The organism is Candidatus Nitrosocosmicus sp. FF01 (assembly GCF_047711275.1).
Classification (GTDB): domain Archaea; phylum Thermoproteota; class Nitrososphaeria; order Nitrososphaerales; family Nitrososphaeraceae; genus Nitrosocosmicus.
Window position 1 is genome coordinate 583,547 of sequence record NZ_JBLNIG010000002.1, and the last position, 24,063, is coordinate 607,609.

The following is a 24,063-nucleotide window of genomic DNA, read 5'->3' on the forward strand; positions in this document are numbered from 1 at the left end:
ATTTATTAATATGCTATTGTTGTTGAACAACATGCACAATCAACTTAATCTTCAGGACCTAGAATCAAATTTAGAATCTATGAAAAGATCCCTTATCAATAGTTTTAGCAATTCGTATTTTTGTAAGGACTACAAAAACTTAATTCAAAACAAGAAACTGGTTTTCGTAGATGATGAAGAGAGTATACCCATACAAAATTGGGGAATCCATTCTGAAAAATATTCCAATCTTAAATTAACCCGTATATCTCCTACAGAAGCTGAAAAATTGGTTTTTGGAATAGATTCAAGCTGCATCAAAGTAGCTGAGGTTGAAGATGGTGGTTTGTATGCAGTTAAAGGGTCTGTTTGTATATCCTTTAAGGGAAAGCCTACTGCTCATTTAAAAATAGGTCCGTTGATGTTTTATCTTAATGAGGAAGTTCTCCAGAGCCTTAAATTTGACCGTAACGTGTTTAAATTAATACTATTTAACGACGACTATGCGAAGAAATTTCTGCGCGTCAATATAGAAAGGTACATCCAATTTTGGATTTCTAAACTGATTTCTGGATCATTAATTTTGATTGATGGCTCGTTAAAATCTTCGATATTTGAAAATCACATGTATCACATTTCAAAGATCTTAGAAAATTCTGTAGTTAATGGCAATTCTGTAATAGGTATTAGCAAAAGCTCTAAAATCAAGATACTAAAATATTTGTCATATCCTCTTATTAGGTCAACATTTCCAGCATATGTCGATATCAATCTAATAATCCGGAGTCTTATTTCTAAAACATATGGTGAACATATGTTAGTAAAATTATCTAGCAATGAATATTCAAATATTTTGCGAGCCGATATAGTATCATATGACAATGATGTGAACTCTACTTTAGGAACGCTACTTCATAATGAATTGATTAATTTCGGCTATCCTAGTTCTCTTTCTCTTTCACATCATGTTTCAATTTTTTCAAATACAGAATTGGCCAGCATCAAGAGTTTTATTAAATCTAATTATTCTATAAAAGAAATTACACATGAGAATGCTAGAGCATCTGTGCTTGGAGCCGCTTGGAGATGAAAATTCTTTCCAAAACAGGGGACGAAATTCTATTATTAGCTGTTACTAATGATTTCGCTAATAAAGGAGACTATTTTGTCATAGAAGATTTTAATAGTAGCAAGAAATTGCTTGTTCAATTTTATGAAGAGGAGTATTTCTCTTCATCATCGCTAGTTGATGAGATTATAAAGGACGAAGTAGTCTCCCAATTTAGTAATGAGAATATTTTCGATCCTTTGGAAATAAATAACCTTTCTCAAATTATTAGGGATGTCAGAATCTTTAAGACAAAAATAAGAGGATCTATAGACAATGAAAATCAACTATCAACAGACGTAGACTGGGTTCCTTCAAGGGTTAATTCTAAAATCGTCAAGATAGGTATGAGAGAAATGAATTCTCTATTGAATAAAAAAATGCACTATCCAATATCCTTGGGAAGATGTGGATCTGACAATCAACCATTTGAGATATTTGCTGAAGACCTCGATGGCCGGTTAAATATTATTACAGGAAAGAAAGAAACAGGCAAGTCCCATCTGTCAAAAATCTTGATGAAATCTCTCATCCAATATGGAGCATACGTTATTGTTTTTGATCTAAATAATGAGTACAGTGGTCTCTCATACAATCTTGATGGGAAACGTTCTCCCATAGCCGATAAATTACTTTTGTTAAATCCTGGCCTAGAATTAAAATTTGATTTGACATATTTTGGAAAACCATCAATTTCAAATATGTTGAAGAATGCATTGGATATGCCCTCCGCTTCTCTGCGGGAGTTTTTTAGGATCTGGGATGCATTAGAAAACAAAAAGATTTTGAGTCTTCCTGAATTAGGCAAAGCTTTTGGTACTTGGACAATCAATGAATTGGTGAGAGATGCTTTATTATCGAGATTTCATACCATTAACTCATCTCATCTGTTCTCTTCAAGTGTTGCCAAAGAGAAATGTTTTAAGTTTGAAGATTTAGTCAAAACAAAAGCTAAAGGTGCCGCAATGATAATAAATATGAGTAGGGTTTCTCCAGTAATTAGGCGAATGATTGTTGAATTAGTAATGAGTAAGTTAATTGAATTATTAGAGAAATCACAGATCCCCCCAGTTTTTATCTTTGCAGAAGAAGCTCAGCTCTATATCCGTGACACGTATTGGGAAGATTTGATAACACGAATGCGTCATTTTGGAATATATTCAACATTTATTACTAATCAACCAGATGCCATAAATGATACCATATATAGACAGGTAGACAATATTTTTCTATTCAATTTTACAAATGATGCTGACTTAGAAAAGATCTCTAAAGTTTCCTTACTTGACAGTGCCACAATAAAATCTCTTGTTAAAACTTTGTCTCATAGAAATTGTTTAGCAATCGGTAAAGCAGTTTCAAATTTGCCTATGGTAGTTAAAGTTGATCCGGTAGATGTACTAACTTTAGGGGAAACAAAAAAATTTTTTAAATAATGGGATCTCCTCTAATTGAAACGATGAATTCCTTTTGAGCAATCTTGTCTATATTATAATTGAGACCGTTTATGTGTTTTATTAACTCTAGATTTGTTAATAGATGATTCGTAATTTTCGATATCTTGTATTTAGACTCGCCTTTAACAAAGCTTAAAGGTAATACCAACATATCAGCTAAAAATTGATCTATACACGCACGAGATTCATAGTCTGCTATGAATCTTTTTGCTGCATTATGCCCAATTGTTTCTGCCTTTATACCTTTTTCGCCGATATAATCTGCGCCTAAATAAATGCCTGATTCCGAAGTACTATAAACGAGGATCGAAGATCCGGGACTTACTGAAGTTTCAATTATGGATATATGCTTGATAGGTTTTATTCCTTTTTTTTCTAGTGTTGTAATGGCGTGCTCAATTTGTCTATCTGGCACATGTCTCGGTAACTTACCTGCAATGCTCATGATGGCTGGTTGCGTATCCTTAAAATTACAAAACTCGATTGTATGAAGTTCTGATGTTTTTTTTATTTGTACATCAACAATACCTTGTCCATTCGGATAAAAACCTCGTCTTATGACATTTATACTAAAAGTGATCCCAATTCTAGATAGGATGTCTCTTAATAAGTATCTAATATAATCTATTGTTGGGCTATATTTCACATCCGTTCCTCCTTGAATTCTTAGTGTCAAATTTTTTTGGAAGATAGCAACTACTGGAATTATCGTTTGCAATAATAGCGGTATGCTTCCTGCTGTTCCTATATCTATTACTAGATTATTATTTTCTGAACCAATTTCCACATTCTTATGTGCTTTGTACTTGATCCAACTTGCGCCTACTGTTACATTTTCGATACTGATGTTAAAAAGCCTTGAAAGTAATTGAATTGTCGAAACATGTTGTTGCTTTAGTCCCGGGTCTTTTCTATTTGATCGGATGTTGATTATTTCCATTGGCTTACCGATCAAAGTTGAGATGGTTATGGCACTACGAAGTATTTGTCCACCACCCTCACCCATCGATCCGTCGACTAATATCATTTCATCATTTTGTTAATTTGTACAGTTTCTTTATTCTTTCTTCACCATTCATTTCTTTGATTAATTTAATTGTGGATAAAGGCACAAGCTCTTGCCAGTCTTTGTCCTCTGCTATACGTTTTCTAACTTCTGTGGCAGACATTATATCTCTGTTGATCATATCAGGCCTTATAATGTCCTTTCTTCGCTCTACAAATAACATGTTTGTAAATGGATCATTTGTAAATACTGTACTATATCTGGGTACTAATAAATCCAAGTTATAACTCCACAACATATGAGTTCCTATATCTGGAACAGGGATTATGATTATCTTCTCTAGTTTATCCTTTGCTTCAATTTTCAGAGCATCTCTGATCATCTCAATTCTCTCTCCAGCAGTAAAAGGATTTCTAGATTCAAAACTCTTATCAGAGCTTCCCACAGCCACTATTAGCTCATCCATTTCCTCAGTGCACCATAAAAGTGAGTGTAGATGCCCATGATGCAGAGGTTGGAATCTTCCAATATACAATCCTCTTTTCAATACTTCTCTAGTATTCTCTCTGATTAAAAATTTATCACTGTAAAAAAGATGCCTAAGCAATAAAGTTATTATATTTTATTTTCTAAAAATATTCTAGTATTGTCTTGTAGTAGGTTTGGACGGGAAGCCGAATATTTAACGGGATTATATCTGTCAAATAACAATTGGTTAGTTTTTTTTTCGAAAGGTAGTAAGGGGCCCGCTGATATTGTTGCAAAACAAAATGATATAATACTGCTTGTTCAAGTTAAATCTAGTACAAAAATACCGCGAATTCACGGATGCGAAATACAACAACTTATTCAAATGGCCGACAAAATTAGTAACAGTTATCCCATACTATCACTAATACATCCTCAATTGAATTGCAATACGAATAACAATACTATTTTTCTTGGAAATTATTTGCTCGATTTCTTCTTATTACCGGACTGGATCAGTATAGATCCCATGACATTAGCTCCAGTAACACATCGAATCTAATTCCCTCATTACCCCTACTGTTTAATGGTGATCGCGACATCAATCTTATTTGTCTTTATAGTTATTCCAAAATTCTTTTATGATTTTTTCGTTCATCTTTATAGACGTTATTGCCATCTCCTTCCAAAATCCTATCATACTTGAAACATAACTATGCCAAGCATTTTCGAACTGATTAGACGTTATTGCCATCTCCTTCAAACTATCTTTTGTAAATAAATCGTTTTTGAATTCTGATTTTTGTTCGGTCTCATACTTTGTATCTGCTTTGAAGTTATAGTTTGCGACAAGATCGGAGACTATTTTTTTGATATCGTTATTACTTAAATCATTATCTGTACCGCAAATTACTATTTCTGAATTGGTTGGTAAATTAATTAACTTCATTTTATCATATTCAAACGTAACCGACTCCAAATTTCCCAAATCTGTAAATCTCTTTCCTGCATCCAATAAATGAGGTGTCTGGGTCATACTCAAATTTATATCATTTTTGTCAATGTTGTTTTCCGGATTAATACTGATATCTTGACCATCACTTTTCAAAATCCCTACAAATCTTATTTTAGGTTCACGACTTAAGATTTCCTTTGATACCTGAGTTACACTCATTACTCCTTTTTTTTACAGATAGGAGTATATTTACATTCTTTTTTTATCATATTTGTTATAATTATCTACTTATAATCTTAGCAATTCATAATAATTCATCAATTTTTCTTGCTAAAGTTATATCATTACTACTAATTCCGTTAATATCATGAGTTGTCAGTCCGATATCAACACTATTATAGGATAATTTAATATCTGGATGATGATCCATTTTTTCAGCTATTAGAGCGATTTTTGTAATAAAACTAAATGCCTCAACAAAATCTCTAAATTTGAAGTTTTTTTCCAACTTCTTATCCTTTTTCTTCCAATTTTCCAACTTCTTTATCTCGTTTTCTAAATTCTCCATGTCTCTTAATCTATATAAAATTAATTAAACATTATCAATTGCGATTTGTATCTTGGCTAACTAATTCAAAATGGCCGTAAATGATGTTCTTTCTATTATACCCTTACCAGCCATCTGGAGACACGTCAGTTCAAAGCCAAACATTTGATATCTTTTCTATTGCATTTGCTTTTGGTAGGCTAACTTTAATAAATGGTATCTTGTCTAATTTTGACTTTATATTTATCATGCATTTCATATAGATGAATTCTCTAAATTTGAAGATTCCTTGAAGCTAAAACTAGATTTAATATTACCTCTGTTTCTTTAATTTGTATATTCATGGTAAAGGTTTCAATTGTCCAAATGAAGTCTTCTATGGACAAAGAGGAAAATTTGCAATATTCTTTAGAACAAATTAAAGAATCAGCCAAAAATTCTGCTAAAATAATTTGCTTTCCGGAATTTCAAATGTCTTTTTCTCCCTCGTCTCAAAGTAGTGAAGAGTTATTTTCTCTTTCTGAATCCAAACATGGTAATTTTGTATCACAATTAAAAAAAAGTGCCAGAGATAATAATATCTTTATTGTTGGTTCTATTTATGAAAGAGCAAATTCAAAACAAACAAAAAAAATCCAAAGTCAGAGAAATTTTGACAAAGATTCTTACCGCGTATTTGATACTGTTGTGTTGATAAACAATAAAGGACGATTAGTTTCACAATATAGAAAGCTGCATCTGTACGATGCACTTGGTTTTAGGGAATCCAATAAATTACTAGCTGGAAATAAATTATTTTCTCCCGTTGCATCACCTTTGGGCAAGATTGGAACTTTGGTTTGCTATGATTTGCGATTCCCGGAGTTATCAAGAATGCTTGCTCTAAAGGGTTCCGGTATTCTTATAGCACCATCTGGCTGGGTTCAGGGAACTATGAAAGAGGATCATTGGGTGATAATGTGTAAAGCAAGAGCAATAGAAAATGGAGTTTATTTAATAGCCCCTAATCAGATTGGTAATATTTTTTGTGGTAGAAGTTTGATTGTTGATCCGTTTGGGATAGTAGTTACGGATATGGGTAATAAAGAAGGGTTTGATATTGTTGACTTGGACCTTGACAGAATTGATGTTGTTAGAAAAACCCTTCCTCTTCTTAAGAATAGACGTAAAGATATGTACAAGATCATCTAATTTATGTATGGTTGATTCCGACGGCCTGTGGATGGTTATCAATTATAAGTAATGATCTGTTTCTGACTTCGTTTATCGTTACTGGCTAAAGATTTAATTTAACAGTGGCTGTGTCTACAAAAGTAATAGTGTTACTCGCATCTTGATGGTATTCAGTGCTACCACCTTAATTTTCTCTTATTTTTATTAAGATTGAAATTGATGAAAGATCTATTTCAAAAACGCACACATTTTTATTATGCTAAAGCCCTCTCTATATAATATATGGGTGAAAAAGTCTATGTACTTGGTGCTGGAAGTACAAAGTATGGCAAGTTAAATGAAAGTATTATTGAGATTGCTTTGAACGCTTCAAAAGATGCCATTGATTCAGCAGGTATAACTCCAAAGGATGTGAAAGCCGGATATATTTCAAATGTTTTTGGTGTAGCAGATAAACAGGTACATATGGCTCCAGTAATCATGAGCAACCTCGGAATTCCCGAGGTGCCTGGGTTGACTATTGAATCTGCATGCGGCTCTGGATCTGTTATGTTTAGGGAAGCGTTTGCAAATGTCTCTGCTGGATTTTATGATTGTGTATTGGCATTGGGTGTAGAAAAAGTAACTCATACCAGTACGGTTGAGAGTACAACCCTTTTTTCGTATTGTTCTGATTTTTTCTATGAAGGTGGCAATGGTGCCTCTTTTCCCGGACTTTTCGGCTCTATGGCAAGAGCTTATCTTGCAACATATAAGGCTACTGAAGAAGATCTAGCAAGAGTTGCAGTTAAGAATCATGAAAATGGATTGTTAAATCCAAAAGCGCATGTTAGGAAAAAGATTACTGTGGAGGACGTGTTAAAATCTCCTGTAGTAGCATCACCATTAAAACTATATGATTGTTGTCCCTTCTCAGATGGGGCTTCTGCTGTAATATTGTGTAATGAAGAATTTGCAAAAAAGAGTGGGAACCCATATATTGAGATTGTAGGTTCGGGAAGAGGAGCATCTCCTGCTTCTGTACAATCTAGAAAAGATATAACTACAATTCCTAGTACCGTAGAGGCATCACGACAAGCCTACAAGATGGCTAATTTATCTCCAAAGGATATAGATTTTGTTGAAGTCCACGATTGTTTTACTATAGCCGAATTAATAGATATAGAAGATCTGGGTTTTTTCCCTAAGGGATCTGCCGCTCAGGCAGTTAGGGAAGGACGTACCAAATTAAATAGTGATATTACAGTTAATCCCTCTGGAGGATTGAAGTCGAAAGGTCATCCAATAGGTGCCACAGGCGTTGGCCAGGTAGTGGAGGTATTTGAGCAGTTTACAAATAAAGCTGGAGATCGAACAGTTAAGGATGCAGAGATAGCAATGACTCACAATTTTGGTGCAACGGGGGCTAGTGCAGCCGTTCATATTTTCAAAAAAATCAAGTAATGTGTGATACCCTGATTGTCTGAATCAAAGTCTAAGAAACAAAGCACAAGAGAACAATTTATCGAACATGCAAAAAAGGGAGAGATACTTCTTAATCAATGTACAAAATGCAATAATATCATGCTAGAAACCGTATATTACTGCGACAAATGTTTTTCAAATTCTTTTAGACACGTATCATACACCGGAAAAGGTAGAGTTGTCACTTATACGATTCAATCGGTTGCCCCAGAAGGATTTGAAGATGTTAGTTCCTACGCTTGGGTTATTTTTAAATTAGATGATTGTGACATCAATGTTTCTGGTTTTCTACCAGGAATATCTACGCCATTGGACTTGCCGCTAGGATCTAAAATTCAGGTCATTGATTTTCACGTAAAGCATGGATTGATATTACAAAAATATTAGCGAATACCTACTTTTATTCATCAAGCTAAAATTAATCTTCCTTTTTGTTTAGAGAGTTTAACATTTGTTTTTAACAAACCTTCCGATTATTGATCTATAGATGGAAAAAAGTGGCCAGTTCTATTATGATGTTAATAGTGCAATCTCAGTGATCAATACGCAAATCTCTCAGCTTAGGGTAATCGACAAAAAGTTTTCTAACATAGATGCCAATTTTAGCTCTAAAATTACACAAAATATTAAATCTGGAAATAATGCACGCGCTAATATTATAGCAAATGAACTATCTGCTATGAGACGCCTTCGAAAGAATACCCAAAATGCTAGTTTAGCTCTGGAAGTAGTTGCAATTCGTTTTACTAGTATTAATGAATTTTCTGCAATAATGGATACTATTAATCCAACTGTAGACATGCTGCAAGACATACAGAAAGATCTCTCCAAGGCTGTTCCCTCTGCAACTAATGTTCTATCTGAAATTCATACTTTAACTGATGACGTACTGACTAATTCTAACATACACACTGACGATGGTAAAATAGGCTCCGTTGTAGATAAAGACGCCTTAGCCATATTAAATGATGTTCAAAATAGTTTGGAAGATGAGGCTAAAGAGAAATTACCAGACGTTCCAGAATCTATCATTTCTAAAAGACCTGCTATAAATTTAAAAGATGATATATTAAATAGCGGACAGGTTTTGCTAGAAAGTTAGATTATTTTTTTCATTCCCATCTATTGCTTATTTTTATACGGATAGTTTTATTTATATAGTAATATTCAGACTGCTTTGTAGTTGAGGTTTTCATATTCGCCCCCCTCTGAATCTAAACGTGGTGTATTAGAATCTACGTCTAAGAGAGTTAGAATGATTTTTTCAGTTATGGCTAGTCCCAACCGAATAGATATTCTACGAATTCTAAATAATAAAGGACCGCTGACATATTCTGAGCTTAAGTCATTAGCCGGATTCAAATCAAAAAAGGAATCTGGCAAATTTGCCTATCATTTACGCAAATTGTTAAAACAATCTTTGGTCGGTCTAAATAAATCAGAAAGACGATATACCATTACAAATCTGGGTAAATTGGTGTTAAATTTAGCTAGGCAAATAGAAGAAAAATCTATTGTAGAGAGTGGAAAGATGTACGTAAGGACAAGTCATCAAACTCTTGAAGAATTCAATTCTCACAAGATAATTCAAAGCTTAGTTAGAGAAGCAAACTTATCATTAGAGCAAGCTACTAAAATTACAGAAGAAGTAGAAAATAAAATCTACAAACTCTCAACTTCTTATTTAACCTCTCGCTTAATAAGAGATTGTGTTAATAACATTTTGGTAGAACATGGCCTAGAAGATCAGATGAACAAGTTGATTCGAGTTGGGATCCCTATATTTGATATAGATAAAACATTAAACAATAGTAATAACACGTTGAGAAATGGAATAAATGACTTGATCATCGATATATCAAAAAACGTACTTTCTGATTATTTTGTCAATACCTTTCAAAAAGATATACTGGATATGCATTACAATGGTGAAATTCATCTTGATACCTTAGGTCATTGGGGAATTGGTCCTGATACCATTTTCATTGATGTTGAACAAGTAAAAAGTAATCTCAATATGAAAGGGCATTTCCTATTTTTGCCGCGAACACTTGATCAAAGTAATTTCAATTTAGTTTTGCCTATTATAGTATCAATCCTTCAAAGGGAGGTATCTAAGGAAATAGTTATAGAAAATATGGATAAAATTTTTAGAGATTATCAAATGGATAAAATACCTGATTATTTCTCGTTATCGTTAATTTTGTCTTCAATATCTATGCAATATACAAATGCTCCTATTGTTACTCTTGTTATATCAGGAAAAGAAGATAATGAACTATTAATTCAAATGTTAAAGGGATATTCTTCATACCTACAACAAGTGGCGTTGCCCAACTTTGGATTATTCATTAATCATGCAAGATCCTTGTCAGGCGATGTTTTGTCGCTGATTGCAAAAATTGTTAAACTTGGAGGTAAGATCCTCTTATCACAAGAATCAATTCTTAGTAGTAGAGGCATTCGTAAATTAAACAGCACTTCTTTGCTACCAAACATGGTATTGAATTCTCTAACTATCAACCTCCCTCGATTGGCTTATCAGTCAAACAAAGACGAAACATATTTTAGAACTAAATTGGCATTGTTAATGAAACCATCAATAAGTACATTATTGTTGAAGAAAGAAATGTTGTCAAGAAATATACAACATAATATATTGCCTACAATATCTGATATTCTTGGTTTTCCGGAGGTAGGTTCTACCACTGTAGTTGTTAATATAGCAGGATTAAACGAATCAGTCTATGATATTCTAGGGCATTCCAGAGAAGACGGGTTTGAGATAGTTAAAAAAGTGATAAAAACAGCTAATGATGTATTACTTAGTTTCAGTCAAACCAATACCGAAAAGTTTGGAGTTTCTATGATTAATGATGGTAGTTCTACAAGATTTGTCGTTTTAGATTCTGACAAATTTGGTAAACTGACCCATGATTTTCAATCATATTCACAAGGAGTGGTAATTACAAGAGGATTATTAGAAAATGATGATTCTATTTCTGAAAATCTTATGCAGTTGGATAGCCTTGTATCAGGAGGTCTATATATCAGACTCGATATAACTGGCACTTCCGAACAGGAGTTGATTGACATATTAAAAATTGCTATTCCTACAATTCCCTACTTTGTTATATTTGAAAAACATTTTGTATGCTCTATATGTGGAAGAAGGAATATCCAGAACAATATTTGTTTGTCTTGTGGATCTAGCAATGTCAATGAGATTAATTAATTTATAGACTAAAGTGAGAAATAAAAATCAGGTGTTGCTGACTACGGCTTACTTATTCCACAATTATGTGTATCTTTGATACACATATGACAATCAAAGAGATAATTCATACTTTAGATATTACGCAGTTTGCTATATAATTATACTATATAGTCAAATTTAGATCACGGGTCCTTGGCCATAACTTTATGGGCATATTCTTTACTTTTGTACTTCTAAGCTTCTTTGTACTTGGGTCGGAATTAAATTCCGTACAAACTCCTCTATATGGAATTAATCTCTAAATATCTCAACTCATCATTTTGTAAAATAAGATATCGAAATTAATATAAGCGATCTATAGATAATATATAAATGTTATATGGCTGAAACTGATCTTCCTGAGTCAAAAAGCAAAACCATTGTACACATTAAAAAGCGAAACGGTACAATTGTGGATTTTGAACAATCAAAAATTTCAAATGCTATTTACAAAGCATTAGTTGCAGCTGGTAAACCAGATCATAAATTAGCTGAATTTCTTGCATCAAAGTTAGTTAATAAGATCATTAAAAATGATTACTTGGAATCTATTCATAAAGGTCATGTTTTGAGCGTTGAGGATGTACAAGACATGGTCGAATCTATTTTAATTGAAGAAGGTTTGGCTGAAACTGCAAAAGCCTATATTCTATACCGTCATGAGAGGCGCAAACTAAGGGAGATGAAGATGAAGATCTTAAATAAAAGAGATCTAGACGAAGTTGATAAATCACTGGATGTTAATTCATTACGTGTTCTAGCTTCTAGATATCTGTTAAGAGATAACAGTGGTGAAATAATTGAGGGTCCAAAACAATTATTTGAACGAGTCGCAATTTTGGTTGCAGTATCTGATATTATACATGATCCACGTGTATTTGATTTTAAGGGTAATCATTTACGGGATTTGTCTGAGGCCGAACATTATTATAAGAAATTGGACGATTTTGATAGCAAATTAAAAATTGGTGATTACTATTTAAATAAATATCATTTTGAATCGCTTATTAGAGCATACATCGATGAAGCAAAATCTGGAAAAATGAAAGTAGGTTTCAAGGATCTTCTGAGATTAATCGCAGAAGGCCAAATGATTAATCATGCTAGTAAGATTTTAGAATATTATAATCTAATGGTTTTGAATGAATTTCTTCCCAACACCCCAACTCTTATGAATGCAGGTGCTAGATTGGGACAATTATCTGCTTGTTTTGTCCTCGATATGCCAGATGATATGTATTCTATAATGAAATCATCTACTGACGCTGCTATGATATTTAAATCCGGAGGCGGAGTAGGGATAAATTATTCTGACCTTAGACCTGAAGGTGATATTGTTGCATCTACAAGTGGGGTAGCATCTGGACCAACCTCTTTTATGCAGATAATTGATTCAATTACAGATGTAGTTAAACAAGGGGGAAAACGCCGTGGTGCAAATATGGGTATATTGGAATCTTGGCATCCTGACATAGAAAAGTTCATTACAATGAAAACTAAACCAGGAATGTACGAGAACTTTAATGTAAGTGTTGGAATTTGGTCAGATTTCTGGCAGTCTCTGGTAAATAAGGAAGATCATAAATATTCTCTGAAAAATCCTCGAACTAAAGCCACTATGAAAAACATCGACTCCCATCAATTAATGGAGCTGATAGCTTTAAGTGCATGGAAAAGTGCCGAACCTGGAGTAATATTTTTTGATAATATTAACAAGTATAATCCTTGTATCGATGCTAAAGGCGGTCCACTTAGAGCAACAAATCCTTGTGGTGAACAGTCTCTTTATCCATGCGAATCTTGCAATTTAGGTTCTATTAATTTATCTAAGTTTGTAAAAAGAAAAGCCGATGGAATGTATGAGTTTGATTGGCCAAGATATGAACAATCTATAAGAACAGCCACAAGATTTCTTGATAATGTCATAGATGTTAATAAATATCCTGTAGAAGAGATTGATATCAATACAAAACTAACTAGGAGAATTGGATTAGGAATCATGGGTATAGCCGATTTATTATTCATGTTGCGTATTCCATATGATTCCAAGGAAGGGTATGAATTTATGGGTAAACTAGCTGAAACCTTATCGTATTTCAGTATGGATGAAAGCGTAGTTATTGCAAAATCACGTGGAGCCTTTCCGTTATTTGAAAAAACTGAATACAAAAATGGTAGCATACCATTATCTGGTTATTATGAAATACCTAAAGATTTACATTGTTATGATTGGGATTCTTTAATAGGAAAAATCAAGAATTATGGAATTAGGAATTCATGGACTACTACTATTGCACCTACTGGAACATTGTCAATGATTTCAGACGTATCTAATGGAGTAGAACCAATATTTGCCTTGGTATTTGAAAAACGGGTTACAGTTGGTCGATTCTTTTATACAAATAAGATATTTGAGAGTATATTAAAAGAACATGGACTTTATACAGATGAAATTTTGTTAAAAATTTCAAACAATTATGGTTCCGTACGTGGAATTAACGAAATACCTGAATGGATACAAAAGCTCTTTGTTACGGCTATTGATATTCATTGGACCGATCATATTATGGCTCAAGCCGTATGGCAAAAGTGGATTAGTAATGCAATAGCAAAAACAATCAATATGCCTGGAGATGCTACTGTTGAAGATGTAAAATGCGCATATTTACTTGCTCATGAGTTCGGATTGAAGGGAGTTACGATATATAGGGATGGTTCAAGGAATGAACAAGTTTTACATATAACTGGAAATGATCGTGAGAAAAGATTTCAGGTAACTCCAAGCAAATATTTGTATGATTTTATTAATACAAATGTGCATGAACCATATGTAGTTGATCAAGTCAAACCAATTTTCAAAGATTACGATGCAAACAAACACCATACTAATGCGGATGACAAACTAAATATCTCTCTGGAAGCTAATACCATCGGAACAAATCTCTCTATAAGTAAAATCAAATCTGAACCATTGGTCAATTCTCTTGCTGTGACAGAAAACGATAAAGCGGTATGTCCGGTGTGTAAAAATTTCTTAATTATCACAGAAGGATGTAATATGTGCATAGAATGCGGATTTAGTAGTTGCGGCTCTGGATAAACATATTCTATCTTTCACTCAAAGGTATTTGCATATATTAACAAGTTTTACTCTTTAGTTGTTCATGGCTAAAAATAGATTCTTTAATCGTAATGTAGTTTCTATCCGAGATTTTAATCTGGATGATTTTGCATATTTGTTTGATGTTACTGATAAAATTCAAACATTAAAATCCAAGGAACGTGGCGAAATTGCCAAAGGATTAATTCTTGGATATATTTTCTATGAGTATAGCACTAGAACCAGACTCAGCTTCGAATCTGCTATGTCATCTATAGGAGGCCGATCCTTGGGAATTTCCGATGTCGATTCATCTTCGATCATGAAAGGCGAAAGCTATGCTGATACCATAAAAACTATTTCATTATACTCTGATGTAATTCTTATACGCCATCCATCTGATGGTTCCAGTAGATATGCTTGTGAAATATCACAGAAACCGGTTATTAATGGAGGTAGTGGTAGTGAGGAACATCCTACTCAAGCTATGCTGGATATTTATACTATATTCAAAGAAAAGAAAAGAATCGATGGTCTGTCTATAGGCATAGTAGGTGATTTAAAATATGGTCGGACTGTATACTCTCTAATTTATGCTCTATCTAATTACCATGTGGATATTCACTTAGTTTCACCTGCCGCATTAAGAATTCGAAATGAATCCATTTACGATATTTCATACAAAGTGAATATGCAACATCATGTGGAACTATCAGACGATTTGTTAGAAAAACTAGATATAATTTATGTAACACGTATTCAACGAGAACGTTTTCCGGACCTGCAAGAATACAATAAGATTCAAGGATTGTATACAATCGATGACAATATTTTGAAAAAGTCAAAGCCAGACGTTTCTATTCTTCATCCCTTACCCCGAGTTGATGAAATATCCCCTTCAATTGACAATACAGTAAACGCTCTTTATTTTAAACAAGCTGCCTATGGAAAAGAACTTCGTGCAGCTTTGTTGTCTTCCTTGTTGCATGAAAATCCTTTTTAGAAAAGCTAATATATTTACCAAATTTTCTTTTTACAGTATGGTTTCCCGATTTTAACTATAGATCCTTTTTCTCTTAATTATTTTTGTGTTTAATCCGCCGAATTTGTTATTCCTTTTAAAAGTACTTTTGATTCTAACGTTGAAAACTCACTTAAATTGATGTCAGCACCATCTTTCATCAAAGTTTTCAAATAGGTTCCAGCTTTATCTAGTTCCCACCAATTTTGACCAAATTTTTCTTCGATTTTTCTCTCTAATTCTGCTGATCGAACTGCAGCCAATAAATAACTAGGAACATACATTATTGATTCAGGCATAATATGGTGTAGCATCCAATACTGTCCAGGCATCTCTAAGCCTGTATATTTCATCATCATTTCTGAATAAATTTCATTCATATCTTCAATAGATAAACTATCTGACCAAAATTTCATTTTTGTCAAAGAATTAACAGAATAAAAAACTACAAAGAACAATTCCATAAATTTATTTAATTCAATTATTTCATCCAGGTTTTTATCATCTGTTATACCAATTTTCTTTCGTAAATACGTTCTATTTCTGGAGAACCTCTCTAATAAGATTGAGAATATTTCAGTTATTCCCATTGGTATATGATATTTTTTTCATATACTAAGTCAGGTCTAATTGTTGTAGCATGCATCGCATGACCAGATTCATGAAAGGCATGCCTTGAAAGTCAAAATATGGACTCTCTTGTTTATAGAGAATACGTATATTCGACGGAATCTCGATAAAAAAGCAGATAGGAGAAGGATATTTGTTTTTTCTATCTTCTATATCATAAGATATCTTGGTGATGTCAAAACTTAAATCCTTCATTGTCTTCATAACCGTTGAAATAGGATTTACTCGTGCAAATTTTTCTGATATATCCTCAAAAATTCGATTCCTAAAATAGTAAAAATCATCAAAATATTCTGGATTTTTACCAAATATTGCATTTGATAACTCAATTATTTTTTCACCAAACAGTTTTTTTGTATAGTTCGCCATATATTCAATAAGATTTGTTAGTGATTGATACGAAATATTTTCACTATCTAAGTATCCCTGTAATGGATTCATCTTGCCTTTGGTCTCATAAATTTCCCTTATATTACAAAATCTTTTTTCTATCAGAGGCCTTAATAATTCAGTTTTCTCAATAAAACAATCAAAAACATCTTTCCTGTGATTATGGTTTCGTTCTACTGCATTAAATTGTCTCCAGTTGTTCCAATTTACATAGTCACCTTTTAGCCTGTATCTCTTATCAATATTCCTACATTTCTTGTTTCGTGTAGTTCTTGTTCCAAACTTTTCGTGCCGTCATCTGCCAGAATTTCTAGGGAAGCTAAAAACAATTCACTTTGTGAGTCATAAGATTTCATGAATAGCTGACAGCATTGGATATTTATTATTGATACTTGTTCAATTATTGCCGGATTATACCCCAACCCTGCGAACTGATAATAAGTTTCCTCATTTTGGATTATGTCGGCATTTTCTAACATGTTCCTAATATTATCTCTATTCACTTACAGTAATTCAGTTCATTCTATCATCATATTTGTATTTGTATTTGGTTTCTTTCATAATAATTATTTTAACAAAACAAGAACTCGATCGAATCTATGAGCCAATTTTGAAATTATTCTCAATTAGATAAAATATTAATGCTGTGATGCTCTGAATGTATAAAATGAAACAGCCTAAAATTCAGCCCGAAGGTGTGATTTTAATGTCCACATTTCCGGATGAAAAATCGTTGATTAACATCAGTAAAATTCTTGTGACGGATAAACGCTTATGTGCATGTGTAAACTATACAAAAATAAGATCGTTGTATCTATGGGAGAACAAATTGAAACATGAAGATGAATTCTTAGCCCTTTTTAAGACTACTTCGAGCTTAATCGATGAGTTGAAAGCAGAAATAAAAAGTAACCATCCATATCAAATACCTGAAATAGTGATCTTATCAATGGCTGATGTTTCCTCCGATTATATGTTATGGCTCACTAATAATACTCACGCGAATAGGATTAAATAATTAATTTTAATCGTCATAATTTTTGTTAGGTTTTTGATGGCTTACAAAATTATTGAGTCTACAAAATTTAATAGATAGGGTATCTCAATAATGCAATCACTCCGCCTAAAGACGATACTCTTAATCCCATATCTGTAGTAGAATCGGTGGCAAAAACCTTTGTGTTATTATACTCTATATCATTCAAAAGTTTAATAAAATTCTCTTCCTCTATTTCAGTAAATACCTTGTCTGAATAAACCATTGCCTCGATAGCATTTAATGACTGCGCATATATTATTTCCTTGATTCCCATCGCGTATCTTTTTTCTCCTTTGCTGATCTGCTGCATTACTTTATCTAATATGTTTGCAACCATAGCAATTTTGCTGTTGGACATTAATTCCTTCATGGCTTGTGATCTTAAAAATACAAAGATTCCGTCTTCACCAGAAGTTTCGATTCCTTCAACTATACTAAAATCTGCTTTTTGATAAAACTCACTCCGATCTTTCAGGTAGTTATATAGTTTTCTTTTTGTTTCTCCAGGTCCAAATACTATGATCCTGATTCCTTGTTCGTCAAGATAAATGTCCATTCCGGTTCTTACACTCTCAAAATAGTTGTTATTTGATTCATTTTTCTTGTCTCCAGAATACCTTTTTCCACTCTTCCCCGAATATATATTTGGAGTTGTTTTCAAATAAGTCCCAGTTAAACTTGCTATACATGCCTCTTGAGAATCAATAGACACAAGAAGGTACTTGAATTTCATGGTGGATTTTGATAATATTTTCATATAATTTTCATTCCATTTTGCTTTTTCTAAGATTACTGTATCACTAATTTTTACAGTTATAGAATGATGTAATCCTCTAGGTATATTCTCATTATTGGAGGTAATTATTATTCCTGAAACTTTTAATCTGTCAATTGAATCATCAAAACTAATTTTCTCTACTCTTAGAATTATTCTAATCTTAACTCGTTCGCCCTTATCTGGTCTAGAAAATTCGTTATCTTGCTTAATTACTCTTGTTGTGTCAGCGGTAATATTATCACCAACATCAATTACCCTTCGTAAGCTAAACAGATCATCGGGTTCTTCTAACGTTATGACAAGTTTGTTATCCGAATCCTTTATCTTCGTTACTTTCATTTTTCCTTATTTCCTGACTTGTCTATTTCTGGGATCGGTATTGAAAACCGCGACATTTCTCAATCCACCTTTTGATACCACTTTTGAATCCAACACATTAATCAATTCATTATTGAATGCATTTGTCATTAACTTTATCGCTGTATTTTCTTATTTGCCTCAACTTTGAAACTGTATTGACAGGCTTGTATAAGTAGATTATTGTTAGGTTTTCTCTTGCATTCAAAAAGCGATCTTTATTCCTTCCAGCATAAATTTTTCGAATACTTTGACATAAATGTCACCAGGTTCTGTTTGTCATTCATGCAATATGTATGATTATTTTCATAGATGACGAAGATGATTAATCTATATGTCCTGAAAACAATAAACTTTCCAAAATTCTCTAGTGAGGATGTAGTTTCTATGAGGACCACTATTTTTCTACAGTGTTCTTATTTGAGTGGATGGGATATATTCATTGAAAAATTATTAATTAAATTAAATTGGACAAACTCTTCACTCAAGATCTCCATCATCTATTCAGTAGGGCTTTTCATGTCATTGTTTGTCCTTTTTACATTTGTATTTCTCTATATAAAAATCTAGATTGTTATTTTTTTGCATCTTGCCAAAGATACTGGAAATAATCTTTAGCAAAACTTGCCAATCCTGTGTGTTCTGCCCAAATTGCTATAGTATCATAACTATTTACAACATCGTTTTTTCCTTCTCCCAGCAAAATTAGTACGTGTTTAGAATCGCCTATGACTCCACCTCCAAACATGTCATTTTTTAATCTTACCTCTGCAACCCTTGACATTGCTTTAACAGTATCCCCGTTAGTTTCATCAGACGCTAGTATGATTATTTTTACTCCTTTATCAAATAATTCACGTAAAACTGGTTGAATTGACCGTACTACATTTTCTGGAATCTTTGGAATTGCAATGAGTAATTCCTCTTTGGTTGATTGAATGATTTCAGTTACTTTTATCGCAATATTATATAATCCACTTACAACCCAGATATCTGGTTTTTCCTTCAATCCCGTTTTCTCATATATGGGCATTAATTCATTAATTATGACATTCTTATTACTACGAAGATTGTTTTCCATCTCGATCATCATAGCTTCTACAGCATTTGAAGGGGACTTCGGAAAAAAATTCTGTGGCCTTTGATTATCTGAATAAATCCATCCTCTTACATACAAACTATTAAGAACGTCATATATTTTAGAATAAGGGACGCCGGATTTCTTGCTAATTTCCGATGCTGTATTTGAGCCTGCAAATAATAACGAAGTATATACTCTAATCTCATAATTTGTTAATCCAAGGCTTTCCATAGATTTTTTGGCCTTGTCACTTATCTCCATGACTTTAACTGACTAATCTAATCTTAGATATTAAATCTTTCATCTAGATATTAATTTACTAACTAAACACCGTAGGATTGGTGAGATCATGTTTATAAAGTTAATTAAATTTAGTATTAAAGGTAACATTATGGATCTAATACAAATTTCCAATTTAACTAGTAAAACTATTGGTTCAAAACGTACCATTAGGTACACTCAAAGTATTTGCCCAGATTGCAATATGATTCTTGATGCCGAGGTATTTGAAAGAGAAGGAAAAGTTTTCATGACAAAAACTTGTCCAAGCCACGGGGAATGTGAGGAATTATACTTTGGCTCCTATGACATGTACAAAAAATTCAGTACCTATTGGATGGATGGGAAGGGCGCAAAAGCACCAAATGTAATGGTAGATAAATGTGCTTGCCCCACAAATTGCGGTTTGTGTACAAACCATCTTTCTCACTCTGGATTGGCAAATATGATAGTAACAAATAGATGTGATCTTACCTGTTGGTATTGTTTCTTTTATGTTAAAAAGGGATTGGAAGGTGCTTATTTGTATGAACCGTCTCATGAGCAAGTTCGTGCAATGATGAAGACTTTAAAAGCAGAAAGACCTATTGCAGGAAATTCAATCCAAATCACAGGTGGCGAGCCTATGCTAAGAGATGATATCACTGAATTGATTAAGATTATGAAGGAAGAGGGAGTGGATCATGTTCAGCTAAATACTAATGGCATAAAACTGGCCTTATCACCAGAAACGATGAGGCAAGTAAGAATGTCGGGGGTTAGTAACCTATATTTATCATTTGATGGAGTAACGCCGAGAACAAATCCAAAAAATCACTGGGAAGTACCATATACACTAGAATCTGCTAGAAAATGCGGCATGACGGTTGTTTTCGTTCCTACGGTAATAAAATCGATAAACGATCATGAATTGGGTGGTATTATCAGATTCGCTCAAAATAACATGGATGTAGTGCACGCTGTAAATTTCCAACCTGTGTCTCTGACCGGTAGAATGAGTAAAAAAGAACGAGAAAAATATAGAATTACTATCCCAGACTGTATCGAAAGAATCGAAGAACAAACAAATGGTGAAATATCAAAGGATGGTTGGTTTCCAGTTCCCTCATGTATGCCATTGACAAATGTGATTGAGGCATTCAGCAAAAAACCAAAATATGAATTATCAATCCATTTTGCTTGTGGTGCGGGAACATATGTTTTTGAGGATGTTCAAACCAAAAAGTTAATCCCGCTAACATCTTTTGTAGATATAAAAGGCCTACTCGAATACTTTGAAGAGAAAACCGAAGAGATTAAATCAGGATCAAATAGATATTGGACGATGTTAGAAGTAATACGAAAACTCAACCAATTTGTTGATCGTAATAAACAACCATATGGACTTGATTTAGGCCGGATGTTTTCAAGTATTCTTCTCAAACAGAATTTTGACTCTGTGGGATCATGGCATGTCAGATCTCTTTTCTTGGGAATGATGCATTTTCAAGATAAGTATAATGAAGATCTAGAAAGATTACAAAGGTGTGATATTCATTACTTGACACCAGATCTACGTATAGTACCCTTCTGTGCATTTAATGTGATCCCTGAATGGTATCGTGATAGAATCCAAAAGAAATACAGTATACCGGTCGAAGATTGGGAAAAGCAGCATGGTCAAACATTGGAAGCCGGATTATATCGTGGTATTATGCGAAAAGGCAAATCAGAAGCGCAAATGGGATGTGCGATGTCCGAGATGCATAAAGCAGCAGCAGAAGCTGATGAAAATCACAAGGGAATTGAACTACGAAATGGAATGGCCGGTGCATAAATTTTCCTTTTTCCTATTTAGTTTTTAAAATATATTTTAACAAAATTTTATGTCATTTCCCCCAAAACCTTTCAAACTGATTTTTCCATATGTTTTTGTAGAAAATTTTAAATAGCTTGAAACTGTATATTATTATATAAAATGCCGTCATCATCAATAAATGCCATCACCCGTATGAGTGCAACACTAAAGGATCTTTTTATTTACATCTATGATTTATCACCTTTGGATATGGATCTTTTATTAACATTAATCGCACATAATAATAAGCAAATGACTTTAGAGGATTTATCTAAAGCAGTGAATCGTGACAAGAGTACTGTTTTTCGTTCATTACAAAAATTAACAGGATTGGGAATATGTGTAAAAGAAAGTCGAACTTTGAAAGAGGGAGGACATTTCCATGTGTATTCTGCTATATCGAGGGAAATCTTTAAACTTGAAACTGAAAAACGTGTTAAAGAATTAGAACAAAGCTTGAGAAGAATATTGAAGAAATTTGAAGATGATCTCGAAATAATGCTGGATGATGTTTTTGATACTAAGAAAAAAATAGTAAAATAAGAAAACCAGCTAAAAATACATGGATTTCAATTTAGCTAAGGTATTCGAAAAGCTAGATAGTGAAAGAATTGATATAGTCTTAAATTCCTATTATTCTTTTATTTTTCTCAAGAAAAATTCTTTTGAAGATATCCTGAAATCTTTAGATTCTTCGTCTATACGGATACTAATTTCATGTAGGAGCGGTGATCAGTATGAATCAATATCTGATTTTCTTAAACCCTTTAAGAATATATCAGTAAAGAATACTCTATCTACTGTCGAAATTAGTGAACATATGATTACAATAATCATTGACCAGGTTCGTGTGTATTTTTTTAATATAACTTATGACCATAATGAACGAATTTTTAGTTGCAACTTATCAGAATCACTTAAAGGAGATATAGTTAATTTTTTTAATACCCTTTTTAATAATACTTGGACAGCACTAGAAATGAATACTGTTCTTGAAAAACGGAATATATTTCAACAAGATTTTGTAGATATAGCCTCACATCAACTTAGAAATCCCATCTTGCCGATAATAGGTTTTTCAAAGACTCTGAAAGCAAAAATTAAAGATCCTGATATGTTAGATTATCTTAATATCATAATTAAGAATGCTGAAAAATTAAAGAATATTGCAAATGATATTTTAGACATTTCTAAAATAGAAGCAAATCCAATGAAGCTGGATTTTGAAATTTTTGACCTTTGTGAACTTTTGGAAAATATAATAGGGGATTATAATCAATTTTCTAGTAAGGATTCATCAGGAATAAATTTTATTTTCCATTGTACTTCTGGTATGCTAATAGAAGCGGATAGAGAATATGTAAAGCAAGCCTTTGAAAATATACTTAACAATTCATATTTTTTTACCAAAAAAAATGAGGGAAATCGAATACTGATTAGTGTCTATGATCGTGATGAAAATAATCATGCTTCCGTATTGATAGAAGATGAGGGACCGGGGATAACAGATGATGACCCCGAGAGAGTTTTTACAAAATTTTACCCCAATTCTGGCGGAGCAGGACTTGGTTTATTCATTTCAAAGAAAATAATAGAGATACATGGCGGTACTGTTACAGTAGAAAATCGAATAGACGATATTGGTGCTAAATTTCTGATTAGAATTCCTATAAAAAGAGTTGATATGCCATTTCAATCTGTTACCAATAAATCCGATTATGAAAATTTAAGCCTCCTAATTATAGATGAATTCTCGGATAACCTGGCGTTAATAAAAGAATCAATTACTAACTTAGGATACGAGGTCGATTATTTTGAAGATCCTTACAACGCGATTGAGAATTTTATTCCTGGAAAATACTCTCTAGTTTTTTTGGGGATCAATATCAAAGGGTTAGACGGATTTGATCTTTATGATGATTTAAAGAAACGGGATAAGAACATAAAAGGCTATTTCATGTCCTCTAGCAAAATAAATAAGGACGCGATGGAATTACTAAATAAAAACTTAATGTATGACCATTTCATCTTCAAACCTCTTTCTCTTGATTCATTTGTAAAGATTCTTGAGAGTGAACAATTGAACTAGAATTTATCTCAATCTACGATAGTAAAATTTTATTATTTGCTTGGCCTAA

General features: G+C 32.9%; 25 protein-coding genes. 14 read left to right on the forward strand and 11 right to left on the reverse strand.

The window, feature by feature from the left end; translation table 11 throughout:
* Positions 1-31 precede the first annotated feature (31 nt).
* Entirely contained in the window at positions 32-1,069 is a 1,038-nt protein-coding gene (locus ACMT7R_RS08520) for a DNA double-strand break repair nuclease NurA (protein ID WP_415311205.1), read from the forward strand.
* Entirely contained in the window at positions 1,066-2,523 is a 1,458-nt protein-coding gene (locus tag ACMT7R_RS08525; protein ID WP_415311206.1) for an ATP-binding protein, read from the forward strand. Before ACMT7R_RS08520 ends, ACMT7R_RS08525 begins: the two co-directional genes overlap by 4 nt.
* Here ACMT7R_RS08525 and rtcA read toward each other — a convergent pair.
* Both rtcA and ACMT7R_RS08535 read right to left on the reverse strand, forming a co-directional pair.
* The gene (rtcA, locus tag ACMT7R_RS08530) at positions 2,516-3,571 is read right to left on the reverse strand and encodes an RNA 3'-terminal phosphate cyclase (protein WP_415311207.1); all 1,056 of its coding nucleotides are present in this window, start codon (positions 3,569-3,571) and stop codon (positions 2,516-2,518) included. The two genes, ACMT7R_RS08525 and rtcA, sit on opposite strands and share 8 nt — an antisense overlap.
* A 4-nt stretch (positions 3,572-3,575) precedes the next feature.
* Complete coding sequence (locus tag ACMT7R_RS08535) at positions 3,576-4,157, reverse strand: nicotinamide-nucleotide adenylyltransferase (protein ID WP_415311209.1); 582 nt, start codon at positions 4,155-4,157, stop codon at positions 3,576-3,578.
* A gap of 39 nt (positions 4,158-4,196) precedes the next feature.
* Here ACMT7R_RS08535 and ACMT7R_RS08540 point away from each other — a divergent pair, with 39 nt between their 5' ends.
* Positions 4,197-4,580, forward strand: coding sequence for a hypothetical protein (locus tag ACMT7R_RS08540; protein WP_415311210.1), 384 nt, complete (start codon positions 4,197-4,199; stop codon positions 4,578-4,580).
* Positions 4,581-4,625: 45 nt separating this feature from the next.
* Here the strand turns inward: ACMT7R_RS08540 and ACMT7R_RS08545 are convergent, their stop codons facing one another.
* Together ACMT7R_RS08545 and ACMT7R_RS08550 are read right to left on the reverse strand one after the other, a co-directional pair.
* Entirely contained in the window at positions 4,626-5,192 is a 567-nt protein-coding gene (locus tag ACMT7R_RS08545; protein WP_415311211.1) for a hypothetical protein, read from the reverse strand.
* Between the two features lie 85 nt (positions 5,193-5,277).
* The gene (locus ACMT7R_RS08550; protein ID WP_415311212.1) at positions 5,278-5,541 is read right to left on the reverse strand and encodes a 4a-hydroxytetrahydrobiopterin dehydratase; all 264 of its coding nucleotides are present in this window, start codon (positions 5,539-5,541) and stop codon (positions 5,278-5,280) included.
* Positions 5,542-5,862: 321 nt separating this feature from the next.
* Between ACMT7R_RS08550 and ACMT7R_RS08555 the strand changes: the two genes are divergently transcribed.
* The 4 genes from ACMT7R_RS08555 to ACMT7R_RS08570 all read left to right on the forward strand — a co-directional run bounded on the left by ACMT7R_RS08555 (position 5,863) and on the right by ACMT7R_RS08570 (position 9,259).
* Positions 5,863-6,711: a carbon-nitrogen hydrolase family protein gene (locus tag ACMT7R_RS08555; protein WP_415311213.1), complete on the forward strand. Its 849-nt coding sequence runs from the start codon at positions 5,863-5,865 to the stop codon at positions 6,709-6,711.
* 264 nt (positions 6,712-6,975) lie between these two features.
* The gene (locus ACMT7R_RS08560) at positions 6,976-8,136 is read left to right on the forward strand and encodes a thiolase domain-containing protein (protein WP_415311214.1); all 1,161 of its coding nucleotides are present in this window, start codon (positions 6,976-6,978) and stop codon (positions 8,134-8,136) included.
* Positions 8,137-8,151: 15 nt separating this feature from the next.
* Complete coding sequence (locus ACMT7R_RS08565; protein ID WP_415311215.1) at positions 8,152-8,544, forward strand: Zn-ribbon domain-containing OB-fold protein; 393 nt, start codon at positions 8,152-8,154, stop codon at positions 8,542-8,544.
* 100 nt (positions 8,545-8,644) lie between these two features.
* The gene (locus ACMT7R_RS08570; protein WP_415311217.1) at positions 8,645-9,259 is read left to right on the forward strand and encodes a Snf7 family protein; all 615 of its coding nucleotides are present in this window, start codon (positions 8,645-8,647) and stop codon (positions 9,257-9,259) included.
* A gap of 65 nt (positions 9,260-9,324) precedes the next feature.
* On the opposite strand, the gene ACMT7R_RS08575 is transcribed toward ACMT7R_RS08570, so the two are convergent.
* Positions 9,325-9,540 carry a hypothetical protein gene (locus tag ACMT7R_RS08575; protein WP_415311218.1) on the reverse strand — a complete coding sequence of 72 codons (216 nt, stop codon included), beginning with the start codon at positions 9,538-9,540 and terminating at the stop codon, positions 9,325-9,327.
* A gap of 37 nt (positions 9,541-9,577) precedes the next feature.
* Here ACMT7R_RS08575 and nrdD point away from each other — a divergent pair, with 37 nt between their 5' ends.
* From nrdD to pyrB, 3 genes are all read left to right on the forward strand, one after another.
* The gene (gene nrdD, locus ACMT7R_RS08580) at positions 9,578-11,392 is read left to right on the forward strand and encodes an anaerobic ribonucleoside-triphosphate reductase (RefSeq protein WP_415311219.1); all 1,815 of its coding nucleotides are present in this window, start codon (positions 9,578-9,580) and stop codon (positions 11,390-11,392) included.
* A gap of 361 nt (positions 11,393-11,753) precedes the next feature.
* Complete coding sequence (locus ACMT7R_RS08585; protein ID WP_415311220.1) at positions 11,754-14,513, forward strand: adenosylcobalamin-dependent ribonucleoside-diphosphate reductase; 2,760 nt, start codon at positions 11,754-11,756, stop codon at positions 14,511-14,513.
* A gap of 64 nt (positions 14,514-14,577) precedes the next feature.
* Positions 14,578-15,516 carry an aspartate carbamoyltransferase gene (gene pyrB / locus ACMT7R_RS08590; protein ID WP_415311221.1) on the forward strand — a complete coding sequence of 313 codons (939 nt, stop codon included), beginning with the start codon at positions 14,578-14,580 and terminating at the stop codon, positions 15,514-15,516.
* Positions 15,517-15,605: 89 nt separating this feature from the next.
* Here pyrB and ACMT7R_RS08595 read toward each other — a convergent pair whose 3' ends face one another.
* From ACMT7R_RS08595 to ACMT7R_RS08605, 3 genes are all read right to left on the reverse strand, one after another.
* A complete protein-coding gene (locus tag ACMT7R_RS08595; protein ID WP_415311222.1) occupies positions 15,606-16,124 on the reverse strand; it encodes a hypothetical protein in 519 nt (172 codons plus the stop codon).
* A 25-nt stretch (positions 16,125-16,149) separates the two neighbouring features.
* A complete protein-coding gene (locus tag ACMT7R_RS08600) occupies positions 16,150-16,605 on the reverse strand; it encodes a hypothetical protein (protein WP_415311223.1) in 456 nt (151 codons plus the stop codon).
* A gap of 170 nt (positions 16,606-16,775) precedes the next feature.
* On the reverse strand, positions 16,776-17,057 hold the full coding sequence (locus ACMT7R_RS08605) for a hypothetical protein (protein ID WP_415311224.1): 282 nt from the start codon (positions 17,055-17,057) through the stop codon (positions 16,776-16,778).
* Between the two features lie 203 nt (positions 17,058-17,260).
* On the opposite strand from ACMT7R_RS08605, the gene cutA reads away from it, so the two are divergent.
* Positions 17,261-17,572: a divalent-cation tolerance protein CutA gene (gene cutA / locus ACMT7R_RS08610; RefSeq protein WP_415311225.1), complete on the forward strand. Its 312-nt coding sequence runs from the start codon at positions 17,261-17,263 to the stop codon at positions 17,570-17,572.
* A gap of 67 nt (positions 17,573-17,639) precedes the next feature.
* Here the strand turns inward: cutA and ACMT7R_RS08615 are convergent, their stop codons facing one another.
* The 3 genes from ACMT7R_RS08615 to ACMT7R_RS08625 form a co-directional block, all read right to left on the reverse strand.
* A complete protein-coding gene (locus tag ACMT7R_RS08615; RefSeq protein ID WP_415311226.1) occupies positions 17,640-18,710 on the reverse strand; it encodes an mRNA surveillance protein pelota in 1,071 nt (356 codons plus the stop codon).
* Between the two features lie 6 nt (positions 18,711-18,716).
* Positions 18,717-18,839: a hypothetical protein gene (locus ACMT7R_RS08620; protein WP_415311228.1), complete on the reverse strand. Its 123-nt coding sequence runs from the start codon at positions 18,837-18,839 to the stop codon at positions 18,717-18,719.
* A 463-nt stretch (positions 18,840-19,302) separates the two neighbouring features.
* Positions 19,303-20,070 (reverse strand): TrmB family transcriptional regulator, encoded by a 768-nt coding sequence (locus ACMT7R_RS08625; protein ID WP_415311230.1) that lies wholly within the window; start codon positions 20,068-20,070, stop codon positions 19,303-19,305.
* A gap of 130 nt (positions 20,071-20,200) precedes the next feature.
* Here ACMT7R_RS08625 and tes point away from each other — a divergent pair, with 130 nt between their 5' ends.
* The 3 genes from tes to ACMT7R_RS08640 all read left to right on the forward strand — a co-directional run bounded on the left by tes (position 20,201) and on the right by ACMT7R_RS08640 (position 24,014).
* Entirely contained in the window at positions 20,201-21,904 is a 1,704-nt protein-coding gene (gene tes, locus ACMT7R_RS08630; protein WP_415311671.1) for a tetraether lipid synthase Tes, read from the forward strand.
* Between the two features lie 141 nt (positions 21,905-22,045).
* Positions 22,046-22,468 carry a helix-turn-helix domain-containing protein gene (locus ACMT7R_RS08635; protein ID WP_148687768.1) on the forward strand — a complete coding sequence of 141 codons (423 nt, stop codon included), beginning with the start codon at positions 22,046-22,048 and terminating at the stop codon, positions 22,466-22,468.
* A 19-nt stretch (positions 22,469-22,487) separates the two neighbouring features.
* Entirely contained in the window at positions 22,488-24,014 is a 1,527-nt protein-coding gene (locus ACMT7R_RS08640) for an ATP-binding protein (protein WP_415311232.1), read from the forward strand.
* The last annotated feature ends 49 nt before the right edge of the window (positions 24,015-24,063 follow it).

Excerpts from the sequence above, each read along its gene's own strand:
- ACMT7R_RS08520 (WP_415311205.1), top strand. The coding sequence starts at position 32 with ATGCACAATCAACTTAATCTTCAGGACCTAGAATCAAATTTAGAATCT.
- ACMT7R_RS08525 (WP_415311206.1), top strand. The coding sequence starts at position 1,066 with ATGAAAATTCTTTCCAAAACAGGGGACGAAATTCTATTATTAGCTGTT.
- rtcA (WP_415311207.1), bottom strand. The coding sequence starts at position 3,571 with ATGATATTAGTCGACGGATCGATGGGTGAGGGTGGTGGACAAATACTT.
- ACMT7R_RS08545 (WP_415311211.1), bottom strand. The coding sequence starts at position 5,192 with ATGAGTGTAACTCAGGTATCAAAGGAAATCTTAAGTCGTGAACCTAAA.
- ACMT7R_RS08550 (WP_415311212.1), bottom strand. The coding sequence starts at position 5,541 with ATGGAGAATTTAGAAAACGAGATAAAGAAGTTGGAAAATTGGAAGAAA.
- ACMT7R_RS08555 (WP_415311213.1), top strand. The coding sequence starts at position 5,863 with ATGGTAAAGGTTTCAATTGTCCAAATGAAGTCTTCTATGGACAAAGAG.
- ACMT7R_RS08560 (WP_415311214.1), top strand. The coding sequence starts at position 6,976 with ATGGGTGAAAAAGTCTATGTACTTGGTGCTGGAAGTACAAAGTATGGC.
- ACMT7R_RS08570 (WP_415311217.1), top strand. The coding sequence starts at position 8,645 with ATGGAAAAAAGTGGCCAGTTCTATTATGATGTTAATAGTGCAATCTCA.
- ACMT7R_RS08585 (WP_415311220.1), top strand. The coding sequence starts at position 11,754 with ATGGCTGAAACTGATCTTCCTGAGTCAAAAAGCAAAACCATTGTACAC.
- pyrB (WP_415311221.1), top strand. The coding sequence starts at position 14,578 with ATGGCTAAAAATAGATTCTTTAATCGTAATGTAGTTTCTATCCGAGAT.
- ACMT7R_RS08595 (WP_415311222.1), bottom strand. The coding sequence starts at position 16,124 with ATGGGAATAACTGAAATATTCTCAATCTTATTAGAGAGGTTCTCCAGA.
- ACMT7R_RS08600 (WP_415311223.1), bottom strand. The coding sequence starts at position 16,605 with ATGAATCCATTACAGGGATACTTAGATAGTGAAAATATTTCGTATCAA.
- cutA (WP_415311225.1), top strand. The coding sequence starts at position 17,261 with ATGTCCACATTTCCGGATGAAAAATCGTTGATTAACATCAGTAAAATT.
- ACMT7R_RS08615 (WP_415311226.1), bottom strand. The coding sequence starts at position 18,710 with ATGAAAGTAACGAAGATAAAGGATTCGGATAACAAACTTGTCATAACG.
- ACMT7R_RS08620 (WP_415311228.1), bottom strand. The coding sequence starts at position 18,839 with ATGACAAATGCATTCAATAATGAATTGATTAATGTGTTGGATTCAAAA.
- ACMT7R_RS08625 (WP_415311230.1), bottom strand. The coding sequence starts at position 20,070 with ATGGAGATAAGTGACAAGGCCAAAAAATCTATGGAAAGCCTTGGATTA.
- tes (WP_415311671.1), top strand. The coding sequence starts at position 20,201 with ATGGATCTAATACAAATTTCCAATTTAACTAGTAAAACTATTGGTTCA.
- ACMT7R_RS08635 (WP_148687768.1), top strand. The coding sequence starts at position 22,046 with ATGCCGTCATCATCAATAAATGCCATCACCCGTATGAGTGCAACACTA.
- ACMT7R_RS08640 (WP_415311232.1), top strand. The coding sequence starts at position 22,488 with ATGGATTTCAATTTAGCTAAGGTATTCGAAAAGCTAGATAGTGAAAGA.